Here is a 21,299-nt window from a genome sequence, read left to right on the forward strand (position 1 = left end):
CATATTTCAAGGCAAGCAAAATCTGCGGCGAGCGACCGACCGACAGCGAATTTTCAGGGAGCAGAAAAAACAAAAGGCCCATTCAATAATCGAATGAGCCTTATAAGTCCCGCAAAACGCGGGTAAAAAATGGCGTCCCCTAGGGGACTCGAACCCCTGTTACCGCCGTGAAAGGGCGGTGTCCTAGGCCACTAGACGAAGGGGACGTAACCTTCGTGCCGATCCGTTTTCACGAATCGCGGCGAATTGGTGGAGCTAAGCGGGATCGAACCGCTGACCTCCTGCATGCCATGCAGGCGCTCTCCCAGCTGAGCTATAGCCCCGAGTAAAACAAAAGGCTCACGCAAAAATGATGAGCCTTTCAACTCCCGCAAAACGCGGGCAAAAGTGGCGTCCCCTAGGGGACTCGAACCCCTGTTACCGCCGTGAAAGGGCGGTGTCCTAGGCCACTAGACGAAGGGGACGTAACCTTCGTGCCGGTCCGTTTTCACGAACCGCGGCAAAATTGGTGGAGCTAAGCGGGATCGAACCGCTGACCTCCTGCATGCCATGCAGGCGCTCTCCCAGCTGAGCTATAGCCCCGGATTTCTAGCCTCTCGGCCCAGCGACATATTTAAACATCGCTTGTGCAAAACTGGCGTCCCCTAGGGGACTCGAACCCCTGTTACCGCCGTGAAAGGGCGGTGTCCTAGGCCACTAGACGAAGGGGACGAACCTTCTTACCTTCAAGACCCGGTTGCTGGACCCGGTCTTGCTTACCGGCGTTGCCGTTAAGCGGAATTTGGTGGAGCTAAGCGGGATCGAACCGCTGACCTCCTGCATGCCATGCAGGCGCTCTCCCAGCTGAGCTATAGCCCCACAATGTCGCTCTGAACCGAAGCGCTGGCTGGGTGCCTGGCGTTTCGTTTTCGTTCATCGCTGTGGACGGGGCGCATATTAAGTTCCGATTGCAGGGCTGTCAAACGAATTTTTGAAATTATTCAAAAATTTTTTCACAGATAACAATCACTTACCGCCCTGCCCTGCTCTTCGATGCAAACAAAGTCCCGTGGGAGCGGGCTTGCCCCGCGATCGTGATGGCGAATGCAACATCGCAATCGCGGCGCAAGCCCGCTCCCACAAAAGCAAAAGCCGCTATCAGGCGATATTCGCCAGCAGCTTCTCCCATTCCTTGTTTTCCTTCTTCGACACGCCGCCCAGCAGGTCGATGGCCTGGCGCAGACGGTAGCGGGTCAGGTCAGGGCCGAGGATTTCCATGGCGTCGAGCACCGACACCGAGCTGGCCTGGCCAGTGATGGCGGCGAACATCAGTGGCATGGCATCGCGCAACTTGAGCTCCAACGACTCGACCACCGCCTGGATGCAGCCGGTGATGCGCTCTTTCTCCCACTGGCGCAGGCTTTCCAGCTTCCACAGGATCAGCTGCATCACCTGGCGCACCTGGTCGGCCGACAGTTTCTTGCTCTCGAACAGCTTGGCGTCGAGCTTCAATGCGCCTTCGAAGAAGAAGCCACCCAGCGGAGCAACCTGGCTGAAGGTTTCAACCCGGCCCTGCACGTGCGGGGCAATCTTCATCATGTAGTCGCTGTTGAAGGCCCACTTCTGCACGCGCGCGGCGAACTCTTCCACCGGCAGCTCACGCAGCCACTGACCATTGAGCCAGGACAGCTTCTCGATGTCGAAGATCGGGCCGCCCAGCGAGATGCGCGACAGGTCGAAGTGCTCGACCATCTCCGCCAGCGAGAACTTCTCACGCTCGTCCGGCATCGACCAGCCCATGCGGCCCAGGTAGTTGAGCATCGCTTCGGGCATGAAGCCCATGCGCTCGTAGAAGGTGACCGAGGTCGGGTTCTTGCGCTTGGACAGCTTGCTCTTGTCCGGGTTGCGCAGCAGCGGCATGTAGCACAGCTTGGGCTGCTCCCAGCCGAAGTACTCGTACAGCTTGATCAGCTTGGGCGCCGAGGGCAGCCACTCTTCACCACGCAGCACATGGGTGATGCCCATCAGGTGATCGTCGACCACGTTGGCCAGGAAGTACGTCGGCAGACCGTCGTTCTTCATCAGCACCTGCATGTCCATGCGGTCCCACGGGATCTCGACATCGCCACGCAGCATGTCCGGCACCACGCAGATGCCTTCGCTCGGCACCTTCATGCGGATCACGTGCGGCTCGCCGGCCGCCAGGCGGCGCTGCACTTCCTCATCGCTCAGCAGCAGGGCGCGGCCGTCGTAGCGCGGGGTCTCGCCGCGGGCCATCTGCTCGGCACGCATCTGCTCCAGCTCTTCGGCGGTGCAGAAGCAGTAGAAGGCGTGGCCGGCATCGACCAGCTCCTTGGCGTACTTGGCGTAGATCTCGCCACGCTCGCTCTGCCGGTACGGGCCGTGCGGGCCGCCGACGTCCGGGCCTTCGTTCCATTCGATGCCGAGCCAGCGCAGGGCGTCGAAGATCTGCTGTTCCGACTCGCGGGTGGAGCGCAGCTGGTCGGTGTCTTCGATACGCAGGATGAACTCACCGCCGTGCTGCTTGGCAAAGCAGTAGTTGAACAGGGCGATGTAGGCAGTGCCGACATGGGGGTCGCCAGTGGGCGATGGCGCGATACGCGTGCGAACGGTGGTCATGGAGAGTCTCGAACGAAGATTCAAACAAAGGCGGGATGTTAGCAGGGAGCGGGCACTGGGCTCCAGCAATGGCGCTATCGTCACTTGTGACGGTGGCGGTTGCGGTTGTTAAATTTGCTTACACTTCTGGAACCATAGTCCTCATGCCCGCCCAACTCAAACGTCGCCTGCTGATCTTCATCACCCTGGTCGCGCTGATCGCCCTCGCCTTCCTCGCCCACTGGTATTTCAAGGGGCGCTTCTTCGAGAGCACCGACAACGCCTATGTACAGGGCGAGATCACCCGCGTATCCAGCCAGCTCGGCGCGCGCATCGATGAAGTGAGGGTGGAAGACAACCAGCACGTCAACAAGGGCGACCTGCTGGTACGCCTTGAAGTCGCCGACTTCGAACTGGCCGTGGCCCGCGCCCGAGCCACGCTGGCCACTCGCGAAGCGGAACTGGTGCAGGCGCAGAGCCGGCTCGCCCAGCAAGGCAGCCTGATTGCCGCCGGCCAGGCCCAGGTGGCCGCCAACCAGGCCAGCTTCGACCGTTCGCAGCTCGACCTTAACCGCGCCCAGGCCCTGCGCAAGCCCGGCTTCGTTTCCGAAGAGCGCGTCACCACCCTCTCGGCAGAGAGCCATGTGGCCCGTTCCCAGGTGGACAAGGCCCAGGCCGACCTCAAGGGCCAGCGCCAGCAGGTCGATGCCCTGAGCGCCGAGCTCAAGCGCCTCGATGCGCAGATTGCCAATGCCCGCGCCGACCTGGCACAGGCCGAGATCAACCTGACCCGCTGCGAGATCCACGCGCCGATCAGCGGCACCATCGGCCAGCGCAGCGCGCGCAACGGCCAGGTGGTGCAGGCCGGCGCCTACCTGCTGTCGATCGTTCCGGACCAGGACATCTGGGTGCAGGCCAACTTCAAGGAAACCCAGATCGGCAAGATGCACCCCGGCCAGCGTGCCGAACTGCTGTTCGACAGCTACCCCGACACCCCGATCGAAGGCCGCGTCGACAGCCTGTTCGCCGCGTCCGGGGCACAGTTCAGCCTGCTGCCGCCGGACAACGCCACCGGCAACTTCACCAAGGTGGTGCAGCGCATCCCGGTCAAGCTGACCTTCGCCGCCGACAACCCGCTGCATGGCCGCATCCGCCCGGGTATGTCGGTGACGGCCACCGTCGACCTGCGCAGCCAGGACGACAGCCGCGATGGCCGGTGACCAACTGCTGCGACCCAGCGCAGAGCCCACCCGGCGTGACTGGATCGCCGTGATGAGCGTGATGCTCGGCGCCTTCATGGCGGTGCTGGACATCCAGATCACCAACTCTTCGCTCAAGGACATCCAGGGCGCGCTGTCGGCCACCCTCGAGGAAGGCTCGTGGATTTCCACCTCCTACCTGGTGGCCGAGATCATCATGATCCCGCTGACCGCCTGGCTGGTGCAGCTGCTGTCGGCCCGGCGCCTTGCAGTATGGGTGTCGTTGGGTTTCCTGGCCTCGTCGCTGCTGTGCTCGATGGCCTGGAACCTTGAGAGCATGATCGTGTTCCGCGCCCTGCAGGGCTTCACCGGTGGAGCATTGATCCCGCTGGCGTTCACCCTGACGCTGATCAAGTTGCCGGAACACCACCGCGCCAAGGGCATGGCCATGTTCGCCATGACCGCCACTTTCGCCCCGTCGATCGGCCCGACCCTGGGTGGCTGGCTGACCGAGAACTGGGGTTGGGAATACATCTTCTACATCAACATCCCGCCAGGGCTGCTGATGATTGCCGGGCTGATGTACGGACTGGAAAAGAAAGAAGCCCACTGGGAGCTGCTGAAAAGCACCGACTACGCCGGCATCGTAAGCCTCGGCCTCGGCCTGGGCTGCCTGCAGGTGTTCCTTGAAGAAGGCCATCGCAAGGACTGGCTGGAATCCAGCCTGATCGTCAGCCTGGGCAGTGTCGCCCTGGTCAGCCTGATCCTGTTCGTGATCTTGCAGCTGTCCCGCCCGCACCCGCTGATCAACCTGCGCATCCTCGGCAACCGCAACTTCGGGTTATCCAGCATCGCCAGCCTGGGCATGGGTGTGGGGCTGTACGGTTCGATCTACCTGCTGCCGCTGTATCTGGCACAGATCCAGGGCTACAACGCCCTGCAGATCGGCGAGGTGATCATGTGGATGGGGGTGCCGCAGCTGTTCCTGATTCCACTGGTGCCGCTGCTGATGAAGGTGATTTCGCCGAAGGTGCTGTGCGCCCTGGGCTTTTGCCTGTTCGGTGTGGCCAGTTTCAGTTCGGGGGTGCTCAACCCGGACTTCGCCGGGCCGCAGTTCAACCAGATCCAGGTGATCCGCGCCCTTGGCCAGCCGATGATCATGGTGACCATCTCGCTGATCGCCACCGCCTACATCCAACCCCAGGATGCGGGGTCGGCGTCGAGCCTGTTCAATATCCTGCGCAACCTCGGCGGGGCGATCGGCATCGCCTTGCTGGCAACGCTACTGGATGCGCGGGCGAAGGTGTATTTCGACTATTTGCGTGAGGCGGTGGTGCCGAACAATCCACAGGTGGCAGAGCGCCTGGCGCAGTTGACCGAACGACTGGGCAACGACACCGCAGCGCTGGGCAAGCTCAGTGAGATCACCCACCAGCAGGCGATGATCATGGCCTACAACGATGCCTTCCACTTCGTCGGGATCGGTTTGGCGGTGAGCATGCTGGCGGTGTTGTTGACGCGCAAGTTGCCACAGGGGTTGAAGGCAGGGGAAGCGCATTGAACCCATCGCGGGGCAAGCCCGCTCCCACGCCGGTTGTGGGAGCGGGCTTGCCCCGCGATGGGCTTGGCCTTCAACTTGCGATCAGGCGCTCGCGCAGCTTGCCGATCTCGTCGCGCAACTGCGCGGCGGCCTCGAACTCCAGGTCGCGGGCGAACTGGAACATCTTCTCTTCCAGCTGCTTGATGCGCTTGGTGATCTCGGCCGGGGTCTGCAACTCGACTTCGTAACGCCCGGCTTCCTCCGCCGCCTTGGCCATGCCCTTACGCTTCTTGCTGCGCGCACCGGGCACGGTGGCACCTTCCATGATGTCGGTGATGTCCTTGACCACACCCTTGGGCACGATGCCGTTGGCTTCGTTGAACGCCACCTGCTTGGCCCGGCGCCGCTCGGTCTCGTCGATGGCGCGCTGCATGGAGCCGGTGATGTTGTCGGCGTACAGGATCGCCTTGCCATTGAGGTTGCGCGCCGCACGGCCAATGGTCTGGATCAGCGAGCGCTCGGAACGCAGGAAGCCTTCCTTGTCGGCATCGAGGATGGCCACCAGCGACACTTCCGGCATGTCCAGGCCTTCGCGCAGCAGGTTGATGCCCACCAATACGTCGAAGGTGCCCAGGCGCAGGTCGCGGATGATCTCCACCCGCTCGACGGTGTCGATGTCCGAGTGCAGGTAGCGCACCCGCACATCGTGATCGGCCAGGTAGTCGGTGAGGTCTTCGGCCATGCGCTTGGTCAGGGTGGTGGCCAGTACCCGCTCGCCCAGGGCGACGCGCTTGCCAATTTCCGACAGCAGGTCGTCGACCTGGGTAAGCGCCGGGCGCACCTCGACCTGCGGGTCGACCAGCCCGGTGGGGCGCACCACCTGCTCGACCACGCGCCCGGCATGCTCGGCTTCGTAAGGGCCGGGCGTTGCGGAAACGAAGATGGTCTGCGGGCTGACCGCCTCCCACTCGTCGAAGCGCATGGGGCGGTTGTCCAGTGCCGATGGCATGCGGAAGCCGTACTCCACCAGCGTTTCCTTGCGCGAGCGGTCGCCTTTGTACATGGCGCCGACCTGGGGTACGGAAACGTGGGACTCGTCGATCACCAGCAGCGCATCCGCCGGCAGGTAGTCGTACAGCGTGGGTGGCGGCGCACCGGCCGGGCGCCCGGAAAGGTAGCGCGAGTAGTTTTCGATGCCGTTGCAGTAACCCAGTTCGAGGATCATCTCCAGGTCGAAGCGGGTGCGCTGCTCCAGGCGCTGGGCCTCGACCAGCTTGTTGTGCTTGTGCAGGTACTCCAGGCGCTCCTTGAGCTCTTCCTTGATGCCCTCCACCGCTTCGAGCAGCGTTTCGCGCGGCGTGACGTAGTGCGACTTGGGGTAGAAGGTGAAACGCGGCAGCTTGCGGATCACCTCGCCGGTCAGCGGGTCGAAGGCGGCGATGTTCTCGACCTCGTCATCGAACAGTTCGATGCGGATGGCCTCCAGGTCCGATTCGGCCGGGAACACGTCGATCACATCGCCGCGCACACGGAAGGTGGCGCGGGCGAAGTCCATCTCGTTGCGGGTGTACTGCAATTCGGTCAGGCGGCGCAGCAACGCCCGCTGGTCGAGCTGGTCGCCACGGTCGACGTGCAGGACCATCTTCAGGTACGCCTCGGGGCTGCCCAGGCCATAGATGCACGACACGGTGGTGACGATGATCGCGTCGCGCCGCTCCAGCAACGCCTTGGTCGCCGACAGGCGCATCTGCTCGATATGGTCGTTGATCGAGGCGTCCTTCTCGATGAAGGTGTCCGACGACGGCACGTAGGCTTCGGGCTGGTAGTAGTCGTAGTAGGAGACGAAGTACTCGACCGCGTTGTTCGGGAAGAACGCCTTGAACTCGCCGTAAAGCTGCGCCGCCAGGGTCTTGTTGGGCGCCAGCACCAGGGTCGGGCGCTGCACCTGCTGGATGACGTTGGCGATGCTGAAGGTCTTGCCCGAGCCGGTCACACCCAGCAGCGTCTGGTGCGAAAGGCCGGCCTCGATGCCCTCGACCATCTGGCGGATGGCCTCGGGCTGGTCGCCGGCCGGCTGAAATCGGGTGACGAGCTGGAACTCGGACATGACGGACCTCGTGAATGTCGCGGCAACTGTAAATTTAGCCAGTAGTCTATACGCAAAATGCGCGCGCCGGGCGCGGCTTTCAAGCCCGGCCAAGCAGCACTCCTGGCAATGGACCGGGCAATTCGACCAATGGTCGAAAAATATTTGCGCAAACACCCGCAAAAGCTGCGCCAGACTGTCGCAGTGACCGGTCGGTATCACTATACTGACTCCCCGTTTGTGCACCGCTTCAGTGCATTCGGCTGGAGCGTGGCAACCCCTATCACTCTCCTATCCGAGCCAAGGTAACAATGAGCCTGTTTTCCGCTGTCGAGCTGGCACCCCGCGACCCTATCCTGGGCCTCAACGAAGCATTCAACGCCGACCCACGTACCGACAAGGTCAACCTGGGCGTAGGCGTCTACTGCAATGAGGAAGGCCGCATTCCGCTGCTGCGCGCAGTGATCGAAGCCGAAACCACCCGTGCCGCCCAGCACGCGTCCCGTGGCTACCTGCCGATCGACGGCATCGCCCAGTACGACCAGGCCGTGCAGAAGCTGATTTTTGGCGCCCAATCGCCGCTGCTGGCCGCCGGCCGTGTAGTGACCGTGCAGGCCGTTGGCGGTACCGGCGCGCTGAAGATCGGTGCCGACTTCCTCAAGCGCCTGGCGCCGGGCGCCGTGGTCGCCATCAGCGACCCGAGCTGGGAAAACCACCGCGCACTGTTCGAAACCGCAGGCTTCCCGGTTCAGAACTACCGTTACTACGATGCCGCCAGCAACGACGTCAACCGCGCCGGCATGCTCGAAGACCTGAACAGCCTGCCGTCGGGCTCGATCATCGTGCTGCACGCCTGCTGCCACAACCCGACCGGCGTCGACCTGTCGCTGGACGACTGGAAGAACGTGCTGGAAGTGGTCAAGGCCAAGGGCCACGTGCCGTTCCTCGACATGGCCTACCAGGGCTTTGGTGACGGCATCGCCGAAGACGCCTTCGCCGTGCGCCTGTTCGCCGAGTCGGGCCTGGAGTTCTTCGTCTCCAGCTCGTTCTCCAAGTCGTTCTCGCTGTACGGCGAGCGCGTCGGCGCGCTGTCGATCGTCACCGCTTCGAAAGACGAGAGCACCCGCGTGCTGTCGCAGGTCAAGCGCGTGATCCGCACCACCTACTCCAACCCGCCTACCCATGGTGCGACCATCGTCGCCACCGTGCTGAACAGCCCTGAGCTGTGCCAGATGTGGGAAGCGGAACTGGCCGAGATGCGCACCCGCATCCATGGCATGCGCAAGCAGATGGTCGAGTTGCTGGCCGAGTACGGTGCCAAGCGCGACTTCAGCTTCGTTGGTCGCCAGGCCGGCATGTTCTCCTACTCCGGCCTGACCGTGGAGCAAGTGGCACGCCTGAAGAACGAGTTCGGCATCTATGCCCTGGACACCGGCCGCATCGCTGTTGCAGCCCTGAACCAGAGCAACATCCACGTGGTCACCAAGGCCATCGTAGAAGTACTGTAACTCCTTGATTGCCAAGGGGAAGCTTGACTTCCCCCTGGCAACCGGTAAGATACGCCGAAATTCCGCGATAGCTCAGTCGGTAGAGCAAATGACTGTTAATCATTGGGTCCCTGGTTCGAGTCCAGGTCGCGGAGCCAAACAGCGTTGCAAAGATTGTCTCCACAGTCTTTGAACACCCGAAGAACCCGCCTCCTGGCGGGTTTTTTCGTTTTGGCGTGTAGCTGCCTGCAATCGTGTGAACGCTCCTGATGGCCGGCCCAATTCAGCTTGCCTGTGGCAACGCCTGCACTGCCTCGCCAACCAGGCAGGCACTGCAGGTTCTTTTGCCCACGCCCCTTGTTTTCCAATTGCCCTGAACTATCGTCTGCATGCGCATCCGGCGCCTCAACGACAGGGAGTCAATATGGACACCAAGCAGACCGCCCAAAATGCCCAGCAAGCGGTGGAACTCGTTGCCAACCAGGCCATTCTGGCCAGCCAACAAGGCACCTTCGCAGTTGGTGGCTGCATCATCGACAACGCCACCGGCAACGTGCTCGCCGCCCTGCACAACAATGTGCTGATGCCCTACCCCGGCAGTGCCGCACAACCGCCGTTCCTGCCCCACGACCCGACCGCCCACGGCGAACGACAGCTGGTGGACTGGTACTTCGCCAACCGCGAACGCCTGGGCCTGCCAGCGCCGGAAAAGCTGACCGTGGTGACCACCCTCGACCCCTGCGCCATGTGCGCCGGCTCGCTGCTGACTGCCGGCTTCAACGTGGCGGTCAGCGCCATCGACACTTATGCGGGGATCAACTTCAACAGCCAGTTCGATTTCCCCAGCCTGCCACCTGCCGTACGCCAGAAGGCGCAGGCCAGTTGGGGCTACTATGCGGTTGCCGCGCCGATCAACCGCCCCTATCAGGGCGCAGGCAGCGGGCCGGTCTATGCCGGCTGCGGTATCGATGCCGCAGCCTTCAGCCTCACCGGTTCGATCTTCGACGCCAGCGTGTCCAATGTGCGTGACGCCAGCAACAACAGTGGCCTGCCACCTGACCAGTTGCGCAACCCGAGCTCGCTGCCCGCCGACAGCAAAGTCCGCCAGGCCCTGGCCGCTCTGAGTCCCTGGAGCCTCAGGGTCAGCAGCGCCAACCCGCGCATGCCCGGGCAGGAACTGGCCCGCCCACTGATCGAAACCGCCCGGCAGGCCGACACCGTGAACGCCGTGGCCTTGCTCGACCCGTTCGGCAACCTGTTGGCTTGCCTGGGGGGCGTGGAGAAGCAGTCGCCAATCCGCACCGCGTTCATGGAGACCACGCGTGGCTATGCCGAACTGCGCTGGAAACTGATGAACGACAACGACCCTGCTGTACGCGCCCAGGCCAAGCAATGCCTCACGCACCCCAAATACGGCACCTTCGTGTTCCTGTATATCCCTGACCCGGCGACCAGCCAGGCGGTGATGACCTTTGGCGCCTACGGCTCAACCATGGAAGGGCCGGTACCGCAGTCATTCCCCTCCAACTTGCAGTATGTGCTACTGCCTGCCGGCGTCAGCGCCCAGGCCGTGGCGCAACTGGCGCAGAACCTGCCGCCCTTCTATACCCAGAGCGTCCAGGTGGCACCCTGCCAAGTGCTGGACACGGCCCTGATCAGCGCCGTGCAGCGCGAGCTGTAGCCACGACGCCCTGCCGGGCGACTCATTGGGACAGGGGTTCGGTCACTGGCCGCCCCTCGTCCACCAGGCTCCACACCAGCAGCTTGGCCGGCGCGGTCTTGCTGGCGTTGCTCGATACACTGTGCACGGTGCCGGGCGCTTCGTACCAGAACTCGCCGGCCTTGTAGGTTTTCTGCGGCTCGTCGTTGAGCTTCGAGACGACCGCGCCTTCCAATACATAAGCCATGACCGCGCCTGGGTGCTGATGGGCGGGCGATGCCTGGCCCGGCGCATAGCTGACGGTGAGCATCACCGCTTTCTTGCCCGGGGCATTAGTGGGCAATTGCTCCTGAAGAATCTTCACCTGGTCGGGATGCTGCGCGTCACCATGGGCCCAGGCAGGCACGTTGGCGCCCAACAAGCCGAGGGCGACAAACACGCTGAGGGAAAGACGGGTAATGCTCATGAACGGAATCTCCTGATTAGCTGTGGCCCTCAGGTTATGCCCCGCCCGCTACAGGAGAAACGGCCAATCCGCGGAAAAAGCGGGAGGCCGATTTTCGCTCAGGCGTCGCGCCCGATCGGGTAGAACTGGCCATGGCTCCAAACCCCGAGCCACTGCTCACCCTCGATGGTCTGTGGCACCGCCAGCTCCACCAACTGGTAGAACACGTTGCGGTGAATCAGCGCCTCGAGGTTGCCACGCATGAGCACATAGGGCGCAGGCTCCTGGGTAATCGGATCGATCACCACCCGCAGCGGGTTGGCCGGCCCGGCTTCGACCTGGTCGTCGACGTTGCTGGTGAAGCGCAGCACCTGCTGCTCTCCACTCCCCTGCACATCCAGCAGCACCGCAACAAAGGGCGCGTCGTCAACGCGAATACCGACTTTTTCCACCGGCGTGACCAGGAAGTAGTCGTCGCCATCGCGGCGAATGATGGTGGAAAACAGCCGGACCATCGGTTTGCGCCCGATCGGCGTGCCCAGGTAGTACCAGGTGCCGTCACGGGCGATGCGCATGTCGATGTCGCCGCAAAAATCCGGGTTCCACAGATGCACCGGCGGCAGCCCCTTGTGTGCGGGGATCTGCGCCAGGAGATCGTTGGCCTTGCCGGAGTCGGTCATATCACGCTCGCTTACTTGCTCATGCCCAGGAGGCTACGAGCGTACTCGCGCATGGGCGCGGCAAGCAAATCCTGCGGCGAATTGTCGTGGAACGTCAACAAACCGCCACGGCTCTTGATGCGCGCGGTATCGATCAGGTAGCGGGTGCTGGTCTCGATCAACATCATCTGCACCACGCCAGTGTCCCAGCCCAGGCGGTCGATGGCCTGTTCGTCATACCATTCATCGCCATTGCCGATACGGTCATCGGTGCGGGCGAAGCGGGTGTACAGTACGTAATCGGCGCCGACCGAACGGGCTTCGGCGATTGCGTCTTCCAGGCCGAGCGGGCCCTGGGCACGGCGCACCAGCGGGAAATATTCGATGAAACTCTTGAACGCTTCCTCGGCCACGGCGTTCTGGCGCGGCTGTGGCCCCTTGCCCGGCGGCATGAACGCACCCTGGCCAATGAAGATGAACGAATCGGGTTGCAGGCGGATGGACAGGGTACGGGTGGTGTTGCTGTGATCCAGCAGGCCCACATCGCTCATCTGATCACGGACCTCTTCCCCCATGTCGCTGACTTTCATGCAACCGCCCAACGCCATCAGCGCCAGCAGCAAGACCAGGCTACGCATCTTTCCTCCAGAGGCCGGTGACGAAAAACCGGCGAATAGCCGCCAGATGCAGCTTTTGCGCCAGAGTCAGCCGCCGATCACCTTCATCACCATCACATCGCCGGAGAACGCCTGGTCCTGCTTGTCCGCCAGTGCCTTCACCAGCAAGCGCTGCAACGCTGGCAGGGCCTGGTGACGCGGCTTGTCCAGCAGGTCGCCGACAAAGTGACGGTTGCTTGAGGACAAGCATCCATGCAACCAGCCGGTGGACGACAAGCGCAGCCGCGAGCAGGCGCGACAGAACGGTACGCTCTCGTTGGCGATCACCCCGAAGTGTCCTTTGCCGGGTATGCGGTAACGCAGCGCGGTTGCATCCACCGGGCGCTGCGCCTGCTCGAACTCATGGGCTTCGCCGATCAGCTCGAGCAGTTGCTCAAGCCCCACGAACTGCTGCAGGAAGGCATTGCGGTCACGGGCCAGGTGGCCCATGCGCATCAGCTCGATGAAGCGCAGCTCGTAGCCCTGCTGCAGGCAGTAGTCGAGCAGCGGCAATACCTGATCGAGGTTTTGCCCACGCATGGGCACCATGTTGACCTTGATCGCCATGCCGGCAGCGCTGGCCTGGGCCATGCCGTCGAGCACACTGGCCAGATCGCCGCCACGGGCGATGCGGCGGAAGGCCAGAGGGTCCAAGGTATCGAGGGAAACATTGAGCCTGCGGATGCCGGCAGCACGCAGCAGTGGCAGTTTGCGGGCAAGCAGTTGGCCATTGGTGGTGAGGCTGATGTCTTCCAGCCCGAGCCCGGCCACCGCCGTCAGGAAGCCCTCGAGCCGCGGGCTGACCAGCGGCTCGCCGCCCGTGATGCGCAAGCGCTCGACACCCGCGGCCTCGACCAGATAGGCCACGCCGCGCCCCAGCGCCTCGGCCCCCAACTCGTCCTGCGCCGCCACCAGGCGCTTGCCATCGGGCACGCAGTAGGTGCAGGCGTAGTTGCAAGCTGCAGTCAGGCTGACGCGCAGGTTGCGAAAGCGCCTGCCTTGACGATCGACGATCATGGGTGACTCCGGCATGGAAGAAACGGACCGGCGAAACCTGACTCATAAATCAGGTTTTTGCAAGTCTTCCTGTCGAAGGCAGAATCGCGCGATGCTCACCAAAGGCCGGCAAGCACCGCTCGGGCCGCTTCAGTTCGCGGTTTCTGGGTCGCGCTTGCGCTTGTTGCCCATGCGCACGCCGATGTCCATGAGGAACTGGAAGAAGCCTTCCTGATCTTCCAGCACGTTGCTCCAGAACGGCGAGTGGTACAGCGCCACCGCACCGTGGACCAGCGCCCACGCCGCGCAATAGTGGAAGTACGGCGGCACGTCCTCGAGTTTGCCTTCGCTGATGCGGCCCTTGATCAGCTGCGTCAGGCGGTCGAAGTTGGAGGCACGGATGCTGTGCAACTGCTCGACCATTTCCGGCACCTGGTTGCCCTTGACCACCTTCTCTTCCAGGCGATCGAACAACCGGTAGCGCTGCGGGTCGCGCATGCGGAACTCGAAGTAGGCGCGCGACAGCGCCTCTTTGTCACGGTCGACGTCAGCGGAATGCAGCAGCTCGTTCAGGTCACGCTCATAGTCGAGCATCAGGCGCAGGTAGATCTCCGCCTTGGACTTGAAGTGCTTGTAGATCGTGCCTTTGCCGATGCCCACGGCGTCGGCGATCATCTCGACGGTGACACTGTCTTCACCCTGTTCGAGAAACAGCTTGAGCGCCGTATCGAGGATTTCCTGCTCGCGGCGGCGAAATTCACGGACCTTACGAGGTTCTTTGTGCATAGGTAGGACTAGGATGACAATCGAAGCGGATTATTATGCCTAACTGGCGGTAAATTGCACGGATCTTCCAAGCATGTCTGTGTTTCTTGATGAGTTCGAGCAGGCTCCGGGCCTGTGTTACCTGAACCACGCGGCCATCGCTCCGTGGCCGCGCCGGGCCACTGAGGCCGTGGCGCGCTTCGCCCGTGACAACCTGCAGCGCGGCGCCAGCGACTACCCGGCCTGGCTGGCCACCGAACGGCGCCTGCGCGAACGCCTGGCGCGCCTGCTCAACGCACCGAGCACAGGCGACATCGCCTTGGTCGGCAACACCTCGCAAGCCCTGTCATTGGTGGCGTTCGGCCTCGACTGGCAAGCTGGCGACCAGGTGATCATCAGCGACGAAGAATTCCCCTCCAACCGCGTGGTCTGGCAGGCACTGGCGGATCAAGGCGTCGCTGTGATCGAGACCAACCTGGCCGGGGATGACCCAGAGGCCGCACTGCTCCAGGCCTGCGGCCCGCGCGCCCGGCTGCTGGCGGTCAGTGCCGTGCAGTTCGCCAGCGGCCTGCGCCTGGACCTGGCCCGCCTGGGCCAGGGCTGTCGCGAACGGGGCGTGTTGTTCTGCGTCGATGCCATCCAGCAGATTGGCGCCCTGCCCTTCGACGTGCAGCACTACCAGTGCGATTTCGCCATGGCCGACGGCCACAAGTGGATGCTCGGCCCCGAGGGCCTGGGGGTGTTCTACTGCCGCAGCGCCCTGCGCCGGCAGTTGAAACTGCACGCCTACGGCTGGCATATGCTCGAACAACTGGGCGATTTCGAGCGCCGCACCTGGCAACCGGCACGCAGCGCCCGACGCTTCGAGCCGGGCAGCCCGAACATGCTCGGCACCTGTGCACTGGAGGCCAGCTTGTCGTTGCTGGAAGAGCTCGGCATGCAAGTGATTGCAGAGCAACTCGGCCATCGCGTCGAGCAACTGCACCAAGGGCTGGCGGCGATCCCGGGTGTGCAACTGCACAGCCCGGCAGAACCTGGACGCCGCGCAGGCATCGTCAATTTCACTGTGGCTGGCCGCGCCAATGCCGACATTTATCGAGCGCTGAGCACCCAGCAGGTGATCTGCGCGCTGCGCGGGCCTGGCGTGCGTTTTTCCCCACACTTCTATACCGATGAGCGCCTGATCGACGAAGCGCTGCGGCTGGTCAGGCACATCGCCATGCACTGATCGCCCAAGCGACCGTCGACGTATTCCAAATCTGTTTAAAAAACGATCAGCGAGCGCTGGCAGGGCGCCAATCCTGGCCAATACTTGAAGTGTTGGCGCGGCGCATCCCCCCCAAGTGGCGCGCCGATAAAGGTGCCCAGGGACCGCGTACCTTTGTTTTACTCCTAATGGTCTTAACCCGGATTCCCCCCCCAGAACCCGGGTTTTTTTTGCCCGGGCGCCAGCGGCGAACTGCGGATCAGGCCACCCGAGCCAGCGGGAACAAGCGCTTGAAGTTGGCGGTGGTCTGCTCGGCCAACTGCTCATAGCTGGCCCCGCGCAGCGAGGCGACATATTCGGCCACTTCCCGCACGTACTGCGGCAGGTTCGGCTTGCCGCGGTGCGGGATCGGCGCCAGGTACGGCGAATCGGTCTCCACCAGCAGGCGATCGACCGGCACCTGCCGGGCGACCTCGCGCAGGGCATCGGCGTTGCGGAAAGTCACGATGCCGGACAACGAGATGTAATAACCCAGGTCCAGCGCGGCCTTGGCCATCGGCCAATCTTCGGTGAAACAGTGCAGCACCCCGGCCTGGGGCAGGCTGGCTTCGCGCAGCAGGGCCAGGGTGTCCTCGCGGGCCGCACGGGTATGCACGATCACCGGCTTGCCAGTCTGCCGCGAAGCCTCCAGGTGCAGACGGAAGGAGGCCTGCTGCAGCTCGGCGGCTTCGGGCTCGTAGTGATAATCCAGGCCGGTCTCGCCGATGGCCACCACATGCGGGTGGGCCAGTTCGCGCAGCAGCCACTCCAGGGCCGGGGTTTCACCCGGCGCCAGATCCAGCGGATGCACCCCCACCGAACAATCGACGTCGGCGTACTGCTCGCTGAGCGCCTTGACCGCGCCGGCGTTCTCGGCGCTGACGCCGATGCACAGGAAATGCCCGACACCGCGCTCACGCGCGGCCTGCAGGGCGGCATCGAGGGAACCCTGATGGGCGCTGAGGTCAAGACGGTCGAGGTGGCAATGGGAATCTACGAGCATGGGAGCACACACATGAATGAACGGTAGGATCAGCGCATGCCCGGCAGCTGCACCCAATGGGCGAGCAAGGCTTCGAGCAGCAGCACACGGTTGAGGTTGGCCTTGCCCAGCACTTTCTGACGCTGCTCGAGGATCCACGCCTGGACCTCCAGCACCTTGGCCTGGCGGCTCTTCTGCGCCAGGTACTGCAGCACCTTGCGCATGTCGGCCAAGCCTAGCCCATCCTCGTCCTGGGTCAGCTGATAGCGCAGGATCAGGTGCGACCAGTCGCAGAACCAGTCGAACAACAACAGCAACGGCACGTTGTTCCAGGCTTCGGCCAGCTGGCTGGGCGACTGCTGCTGCTTGAGCAGCTTCTTCACACCCTCGGTGACCAGCGCGCGCTGCTCGCGCACGCCCTTCGCCTGCAGGTTGACAGCCATCAACGGCGAGCCGGCGGCCAGTGTCAGCAGCTCCTCACGCTCGTCCTCGGCGCTGTCGGCAAGGGCATCGGCCAGCCAGGCACGGCTCTGGGCCAGGCTCGGCTGCGGGCAGGTGACCTGCTGGCAACGGCTCTTGATGGTGGGCAGCAAGCGGCTGGGCTGGTGGCTGACCAACAGCAGCACGGTATCGCCGGAAGGCTCCTCAAGGCTCTTGAGCAGGGCATTGGACGCGTTGATGTTCATCGCCTCCACCGGCTCGATCAGCACAACCTTGCGCCCGCCCTGCTGGGCCGTCTGCACGATGAACGACACCAGGTCGCGAACCTGGTCGACCTTGATCGGCTTGTCGGCTTCTTCTGGCTCCAGCACGAAGTTGTCCGGATGGCTGCCGGCCTTGAGCAGCAGGCACGCCTTGCACTGCCCGCAGGCATCCAGCCCCTGGGGCGTCTGGCACAACAGCCGTGCCATCAGACGCTCGGCCAGGGCACGCTTGCCGATACCCTGGGGCCCATGCAGCAGGTAGGCGTGGGCATGCTGACTGCGCCCGGCCAGTTGCTGCCAGAGCGCCTGCTGCCAGGGGTAGGCCTCAGCCACGGCAACGCTCCAGAAGGCCCGGCAGCAGCGCATCGATCGCACGCTGCACCGCCTCCAGCGGCTGAGCGGCATCCAGCAGGCTGTAGCGCTGCGGCTGCTGGGCGGCGCGCTGCAGGTAGGCCTGGCGCACCGCCTCGAAGAAGGCCTGGCCCTCCTGCTCGAAGCGATCCAGCCGGCCACGGGCAGCAGCACGGGCCAGGCCGACTTCGACTGGCAGGTCGAAGACCAGGGTCAGGTCCGGGCGCAGCTCGCCCTGGACGAAGGATTCGAGGATGGCGATACGCTCCACCGACAAGCCACGGCCGCCGCCCTGATAGGCGTAGGTAGCGTCGGTGAAGCGATCGCAGAGCACCACGGCGCCTCGTGCCAGGGCCGGGCGGATCACTTCTGCCAGGTGCTGGGCTCGGGCAGCGAACATCAGCAGCAACTCGGTATCGGCCGCCATGGGCTCGTCGCTGGGTGCCAGCAGCAGCTCGCGGATGCGCTCGGCCAGTGGCGTGCCACCGGGTTCGCGGGTCATCACCACATCGACACCCTGCTCACGCAGGCGCGCCGCCAGGTAGTCGCGGTTGGTGCTCTTGCCCGCGCCTTCGGGGCCTTCCAGGGTGATAAACAAACCGCTCACGGGTGTTCCTTACTGTTTTTCAGGTGACGGCGCCTCGGCCGGCACGGATTCATCGGTAGGCGCGCCAGCGTCGCTTTCGGCCGGGGCTGCCTCGGCAGGGGCCTCCTGGTCGGGCGCCGACTGCTCGCCTGCCCCCGGCTGCGCCGCAGGTGCGGGGCTTGAGCGATAGTCTGCCCGCCGCTTGAGCTGGAACTCACGCACAGCGCTGTTGTGGTCGTCCAGGTCATCGGAAAACACATGGCTGCCATCGCCACGGGCGACGAAATACAGGCTGCTGCCATCGCTGGGGTTGAGCGCGGCATGGATCGCCTCGCGGCCGACCATGGCGATCGGCGTCGGCGGCAGGCCGCTGATGGTGTAGGTGTTGTAGGGCGTCGGCTCACGCAGGTCGGCCCGGGTGATCTTGCCGTTGTAGCGCTCGCCCATGCCGTAGATCACGGTCGGGTCGGTCTGCAGCATCATCCCCAGGCGCAGCCGGCGCACGAACACGCCGGCGATCTGGTTACGCTCCTGCGGGATCCCGGTTTCCTTCTCCACCAGCGAGGCCATGATCAGCGCCTGGTAGGGGTCGCGATACGGCAGGTCGGTAGTGCGCTCAGCCCACTCCTTGGCCAGCACTTCGTCCAGGCGCATGTAGGCCTGCTGCAACAGTTCGACGTCGGTCATGCCGCGCACGAAGCGGTAGGTATCCGGGAAGAAACGGCCCTCGGGGAAGACGCCGGTGTGACCGAGCTTGTCCATGACCTGCGCGTCGCTCAGGTCATCGAGGGTGTGCTTGATCTTTTCGTGCCTGGCCACTGCGGCACGCACCTGGCGGAAGGTCCAGCCCTCGACCAGGGTGAGGTTGTACTGCACCACGTCGCCGCGCTGCCAGGCATCGAACAACTGCCCCACGGTCATGCCGGGGGTCAGGCGGTATTCGCCGGTATGCAGCGGGGTGCCGGCCATGTTGAAGCGCCAGTAAAGGCGCAGCCAGAGCGCATCGTCGAGCAGCCCCTCGCCTTCCATGCGGTAGAACATGCGATTGGGCGTGGTGCCGCCAGGCACATCGAGCAGGCGCTCCTGTGCCACTTGCAGGGGCTGCTCCAGGACCGAGTTGATCTTCCAGGCAGCCCAGCCCAATGCCAGGCCGGCGAGGATCAAACCCATTTCCAGCAGCAGCAGGAATTTGCGTCTCACGAATCAGGTATCCAGTAACGTACGGGCAACGGCCTGCAGTTTACGGGTGAGCGGGCCTGCCGGCCAGTTCAGTGCAGCGAATTCACGCACGGGCCAGATCCCGTAGACACTGTTGCAGACAAACACCTCGTCGGCCTGCTGCAGGTCTTCCAGCGTCAGGTCGCGCACCTCGACTGCAAGCCCCGACAACGGCGCCTGTTCGAGCAATGCGCCACGCATCACGCCAGCCACGCCACAACGGCTCAGGTCGGCGGTCAGCAGCACCTTGCCACGCACCAGGAACAGGTTGCTGTACACCCCTTCGATCACTCGCCCTTGGCTGTCGCGCATCAAGCCTTCGGCATAGGCACTGTCCTGCCATTCGGCACGGGCCAGCACCTGCTCCAGGCGGTTGAGGTGTTTGAGTCCGGCCAGCAGCGGTTGTTCCGCCAGCCGTGTCTGGCAGGGAAACAGGCGCACACCCTGTTCGGCGTGTTGTGCGGGATAGACGGGCAAGGGGCTGCCCTGAAGAATGCGCCGCGCCTGGGCACCGGGCGCCGGGGCATAACCGCGCTGGCTGTCGCCACGGGTGAGGATCAGCTTGGCGACGCCCTCCCCCAGCAACTGAGCGAATTGCAACAGTTCGTTGCGAAGCAGCATCAGGTCAACGTCGATCGCCAGGCGCCGGCACCCCAGTGCCAGGCGCTCGAGATGCCGGTTCAGCAGGCTGGGCTTGCCGCCATGCACGGCAATGGTCTCGAACAGACCATCACCGTAGGCCAGGCCGCGATTGTGCAGATTGACCGCAGTCGCTTCCTGGCCATCGATCCAGCAGTGCATCAGTCGGCGAACCGGCGGAACACCAGCGAACCGTTGGTCCCGCCGAAGCCGAACGAGTTGGACAGCACCACGTCGATCGGCATGCTGCGCGCCTGGTGTGGCACGAAGTCCAGGTCACAACCTTCGTCCGGCTCGTCCAGGTTGATGGTCGGCGGCGCCATCTGGCTGTTGATTGCCAGCACGCTGAAGATCGCCTCCACCGCACCAGCGGCACCCAGCAGGTGGCCGGTCATCGACTTGGTCGAGCTGACGGCTAGCTTGTAGGCATGCTCGCCGAACACACGCTTGATCGCCGCCACCTCGGCGATATCGCCAGCAGGGGTCGACGTGCCGTGGGCATTGATGTAGCTGACCGCTTGCGGCTCGATGCCCGCATCGCGCAAGGCGTTGGCCATGCAGCGCGCAGCACCTTCACCCGAGTCGGGTGGCGAGGTCATGTGGTAGGCGTCGCCGCTCATGCCAAAGCCGACCAGCTCGGCATAGATGGTTGCACCACGCGCCTTGGCGTGCTCCAGCTCTTCGAGCACCAGGGCACCGGCACCGTCGGACAGCACGAAACCATCACGGCCCTTGTCCCAGGGACGGCTGGCGCGGGTCGGTTCATCGTTGCGGGTCGATAGCGCGCGCGAGGCCCCGAAGCCACCCATGCCCAGGCCACAGGCGGCCATTTCGGCACCGCCGGCAATCATCACGTCCGCTTCACCGTAGGCGATATTGCGCGCGGCCATGCCGATGCAATGGGTGCCCGTGGTGCAGGCGGTGGCGATCGCGTAGTTCGGCCCCTGCAGGCCCAGGTGGATCGACAGGAAGCCCGAGATCATGTTGATGATCGAGCCCGGCACGAAGAACGGCGAAATGCGGCGCGGGCCCTGCTCGTGCAGGGTTCGGCTGGTTTCTTCGATGTTGGTCAGGCCGCCGATCCCCGAGCCCATGGCCACGCCAATGCGCTCACGGTTGGCATCGGTGACCTCCAGGCCGGCATTGCGCACCGCCTGGAAACCGGCTGCCAGGCCGTATTGAATGAACAGGTCGAGTTTGCGAGCTTCCTTGGCCGACAGGTACTGCTCGACCTCGAAGCCCTTCACCGAGCCGCCAAAACGGGTGGAGTAGGCAGACAGATCCGTGTGTTCGATCGGACCAATGCCACTGCGGCCAGCCAGAATGCCCTGCCAGGTGCTCGGTACATCGGTACCCAGTGGCGACAGCATACCCATACCGGTGACCACGACGCGTCTACGCGACACAGTACTCTCCTTTTCAAATAACAGAGTTTCTTGCCATTGCATTCAAGGCAATGGAATGAAATGGCAACAAGCTCTG

The 21,299-nt window shown here is 63.8% G+C and carries 18 protein-coding genes and 7 tRNA genes; 6 read left to right on the forward strand and 19 right to left on the reverse strand.

Annotation, left to right across the window (positions count from 1 at the left end):
• Window positions 1-130: 130 nt before the first annotated feature.
• The 7 genes from RTH46_RS22805 to gltX all read right to left on the reverse strand — a co-directional run bounded on the left by RTH46_RS22805 (window position 131) and on the right by gltX (window position 2,619).
• Window positions 131-206 (reverse strand) — tRNA-Glu (locus tag RTH46_RS22805).
• A 41-nt stretch (window positions 207-247) separates the two neighbouring features.
• Window positions 248-323, reverse strand: a tRNA-Ala gene (locus tag RTH46_RS22810).
• A gap of 65 nt (window positions 324-388) precedes the next feature.
• Window positions 389-464, reverse strand: a tRNA-Glu gene (locus RTH46_RS22815).
• A 42-nt stretch (window positions 465-506) separates the two neighbouring features.
• Window positions 507-582, reverse strand: a tRNA-Ala gene (locus RTH46_RS22820).
• Window positions 583-635: 53 nt separating this feature from the next.
• Window positions 636-711 (reverse strand) — tRNA-Glu (locus RTH46_RS22825).
• A 71-nt stretch (window positions 712-782) separates the two neighbouring features.
• Window positions 783-858: transfer RNA gene (locus RTH46_RS22830), tRNA-Ala, on the reverse strand.
• 279 nt (window positions 859-1,137) lie between these two features.
• Window positions 1,138-2,619 carry a glutamate--tRNA ligase gene (gene gltX / locus RTH46_RS22835; RefSeq protein WP_279846138.1) on the reverse strand — a complete coding sequence of 494 codons (1,482 nt, stop codon included), beginning with the start codon at window positions 2,617-2,619 and terminating at the stop codon, window positions 1,138-1,140.
• Between the two features lie 143 nt (window positions 2,620-2,762).
• Between gltX and RTH46_RS22840 the strand changes: the two genes are divergently transcribed.
• Window positions 2,763-3,818, forward strand: coding sequence for an HlyD family secretion protein (locus tag RTH46_RS22840; protein ID WP_371923765.1), 1,056 nt, complete (start codon window positions 2,763-2,765; stop codon window positions 3,816-3,818).
• A gap of 49 nt (window positions 3,819-3,867) precedes the next feature.
• Window positions 3,868-5,358: an MDR family MFS transporter gene (locus RTH46_RS22845; RefSeq protein ID WP_178125898.1), complete on the forward strand. Its 1,491-nt coding sequence runs from the start codon at window positions 3,868-3,870 to the stop codon at window positions 5,356-5,358.
• A 70-nt stretch (window positions 5,359-5,428) separates the two neighbouring features.
• Here the strand turns inward: RTH46_RS22845 and uvrB are convergent, their stop codons facing one another.
• The gene (gene uvrB / locus RTH46_RS22850; protein ID WP_279846136.1) at window positions 5,429-7,444 is read right to left on the reverse strand and encodes an excinuclease ABC subunit UvrB; all 2,016 of its coding nucleotides are present in this window, start codon (window positions 7,442-7,444) and stop codon (window positions 5,429-5,431) included.
• 290 nt (window positions 7,445-7,734) lie between these two features.
• Here uvrB and RTH46_RS22855 point away from each other — a divergent pair, with 290 nt between their 5' ends.
• The 3 genes from RTH46_RS22855 to RTH46_RS22865 all read left to right on the forward strand — a co-directional run bounded on the left by RTH46_RS22855 (window position 7,735) and on the right by RTH46_RS22865 (window position 10,591).
• The gene (locus RTH46_RS22855) at window positions 7,735-8,931 is read left to right on the forward strand and encodes an amino acid aminotransferase (RefSeq protein ID WP_279846135.1); all 1,197 of its coding nucleotides are present in this window, start codon (window positions 7,735-7,737) and stop codon (window positions 8,929-8,931) included.
• A gap of 61 nt (window positions 8,932-8,992) precedes the next feature.
• Window positions 8,993-9,068, forward strand: a tRNA-Asn gene (locus RTH46_RS22860).
• A gap of 266 nt (window positions 9,069-9,334) precedes the next feature.
• Window positions 9,335-10,591 (forward strand): nucleoside deaminase, encoded by a 1,257-nt coding sequence (locus tag RTH46_RS22865; RefSeq protein ID WP_316906701.1) that lies wholly within the window; start codon window positions 9,335-9,337, stop codon window positions 10,589-10,591.
• Between the two features lie 22 nt (window positions 10,592-10,613).
• Here the strand turns inward: RTH46_RS22865 and RTH46_RS22870 are convergent, their stop codons facing one another.
• The 5 genes from RTH46_RS22870 to RTH46_RS22890 form a co-directional block, all read right to left on the reverse strand.
• Window positions 10,614-11,036 (reverse strand): cupin domain-containing protein, encoded by a 423-nt coding sequence (locus tag RTH46_RS22870; protein WP_153787897.1) that lies wholly within the window; start codon window positions 11,034-11,036, stop codon window positions 10,614-10,616.
• Window positions 11,037-11,134: 98 nt separating this feature from the next.
• On the reverse strand, window positions 11,135-11,695 hold the full coding sequence (locus tag RTH46_RS22875) for a DUF1285 domain-containing protein (protein ID WP_316906702.1): 561 nt from the start codon (window positions 11,693-11,695) through the stop codon (window positions 11,135-11,137).
• An 11-nt stretch (window positions 11,696-11,706) separates the two neighbouring features.
• On the reverse strand, window positions 11,707-12,312 hold the full coding sequence (locus tag RTH46_RS22880; protein ID WP_153787899.1) for a DUF4823 domain-containing protein: 606 nt from the start codon (window positions 12,310-12,312) through the stop codon (window positions 11,707-11,709).
• 66 nt (window positions 12,313-12,378) lie between these two features.
• On the reverse strand, window positions 12,379-13,347 hold the full coding sequence (locus RTH46_RS22885; protein ID WP_153787900.1) for a GTP 3',8-cyclase MoaA: 969 nt from the start codon (window positions 13,345-13,347) through the stop codon (window positions 12,379-12,381).
• A 129-nt stretch (window positions 13,348-13,476) separates the two neighbouring features.
• The gene (locus tag RTH46_RS22890) at window positions 13,477-14,112 is read right to left on the reverse strand and encodes a TetR/AcrR family transcriptional regulator (RefSeq protein ID WP_110995672.1); all 636 of its coding nucleotides are present in this window, start codon (window positions 14,110-14,112) and stop codon (window positions 13,477-13,479) included.
• Window positions 14,113-14,185: 73 nt separating this feature from the next.
• Here RTH46_RS22890 and RTH46_RS22895 point away from each other — a divergent pair, with 73 nt between their 5' ends.
• A complete protein-coding gene (locus RTH46_RS22895; protein WP_316906703.1) occupies window positions 14,186-15,319 on the forward strand; it encodes an aminotransferase class V-fold PLP-dependent enzyme in 1,134 nt (377 codons plus the stop codon).
• 238 nt (window positions 15,320-15,557) lie between these two features.
• On the opposite strand, the gene RTH46_RS22900 is transcribed toward RTH46_RS22895, so the two are convergent.
• The 6 genes from RTH46_RS22900 to fabF are packed head-to-tail and all read right to left on the reverse strand — an operon-like array spanning window position 15,558 to window position 21,223.
• Window positions 15,558-16,340 (reverse strand): TatD family hydrolase, encoded by a 783-nt coding sequence (locus tag RTH46_RS22900; protein ID WP_153787902.1) that lies wholly within the window; start codon window positions 16,338-16,340, stop codon window positions 15,558-15,560.
• 29 nt (window positions 16,341-16,369) lie between these two features.
• Window positions 16,370-17,356, reverse strand: coding sequence for a DNA polymerase III subunit delta' (locus tag RTH46_RS22905; protein WP_316906704.1), 987 nt, complete (start codon window positions 17,354-17,356; stop codon window positions 16,370-16,372).
• Window positions 17,349-17,981, reverse strand: coding sequence for a dTMP kinase (gene tmk, locus RTH46_RS22910; protein ID WP_153787904.1), 633 nt, complete (start codon window positions 17,979-17,981; stop codon window positions 17,349-17,351). The genes RTH46_RS22905 and tmk overlap by 8 nt, the downstream gene beginning before the upstream one ends.
• Window positions 17,982-17,990: 9 nt before the next feature.
• Window positions 17,991-19,160, reverse strand: a complete 1,170-nt coding sequence (gene mltG, locus RTH46_RS22915) for an endolytic transglycosylase MltG (protein WP_316906705.1) — start codon at window positions 19,158-19,160, stop codon at window positions 17,991-17,993.
• Between the two features lie 3 nt (window positions 19,161-19,163).
• Complete coding sequence (gene pabC / locus RTH46_RS22920; RefSeq protein ID WP_279846129.1) at window positions 19,164-19,979, reverse strand: aminodeoxychorismate lyase; 816 nt, start codon at window positions 19,977-19,979, stop codon at window positions 19,164-19,166.
• The gene (fabF, locus tag RTH46_RS22925; protein WP_110995679.1) at window positions 19,979-21,223 is read right to left on the reverse strand and encodes a beta-ketoacyl-ACP synthase II; all 1,245 of its coding nucleotides are present in this window, start codon (window positions 21,221-21,223) and stop codon (window positions 19,979-19,981) included. The genes pabC and fabF overlap by 1 nt, the downstream gene beginning before the upstream one ends.
• Window positions 21,224-21,299: the final 76 nt, after the last annotated feature.

Source organism: Pseudomonas sp. zfem004 (assembly GCF_032621715.1).
GTDB lineage: Bacteria > Pseudomonadota > Gammaproteobacteria > Pseudomonadales > Pseudomonadaceae > Aquipseudomonas > Aquipseudomonas sichuanensis.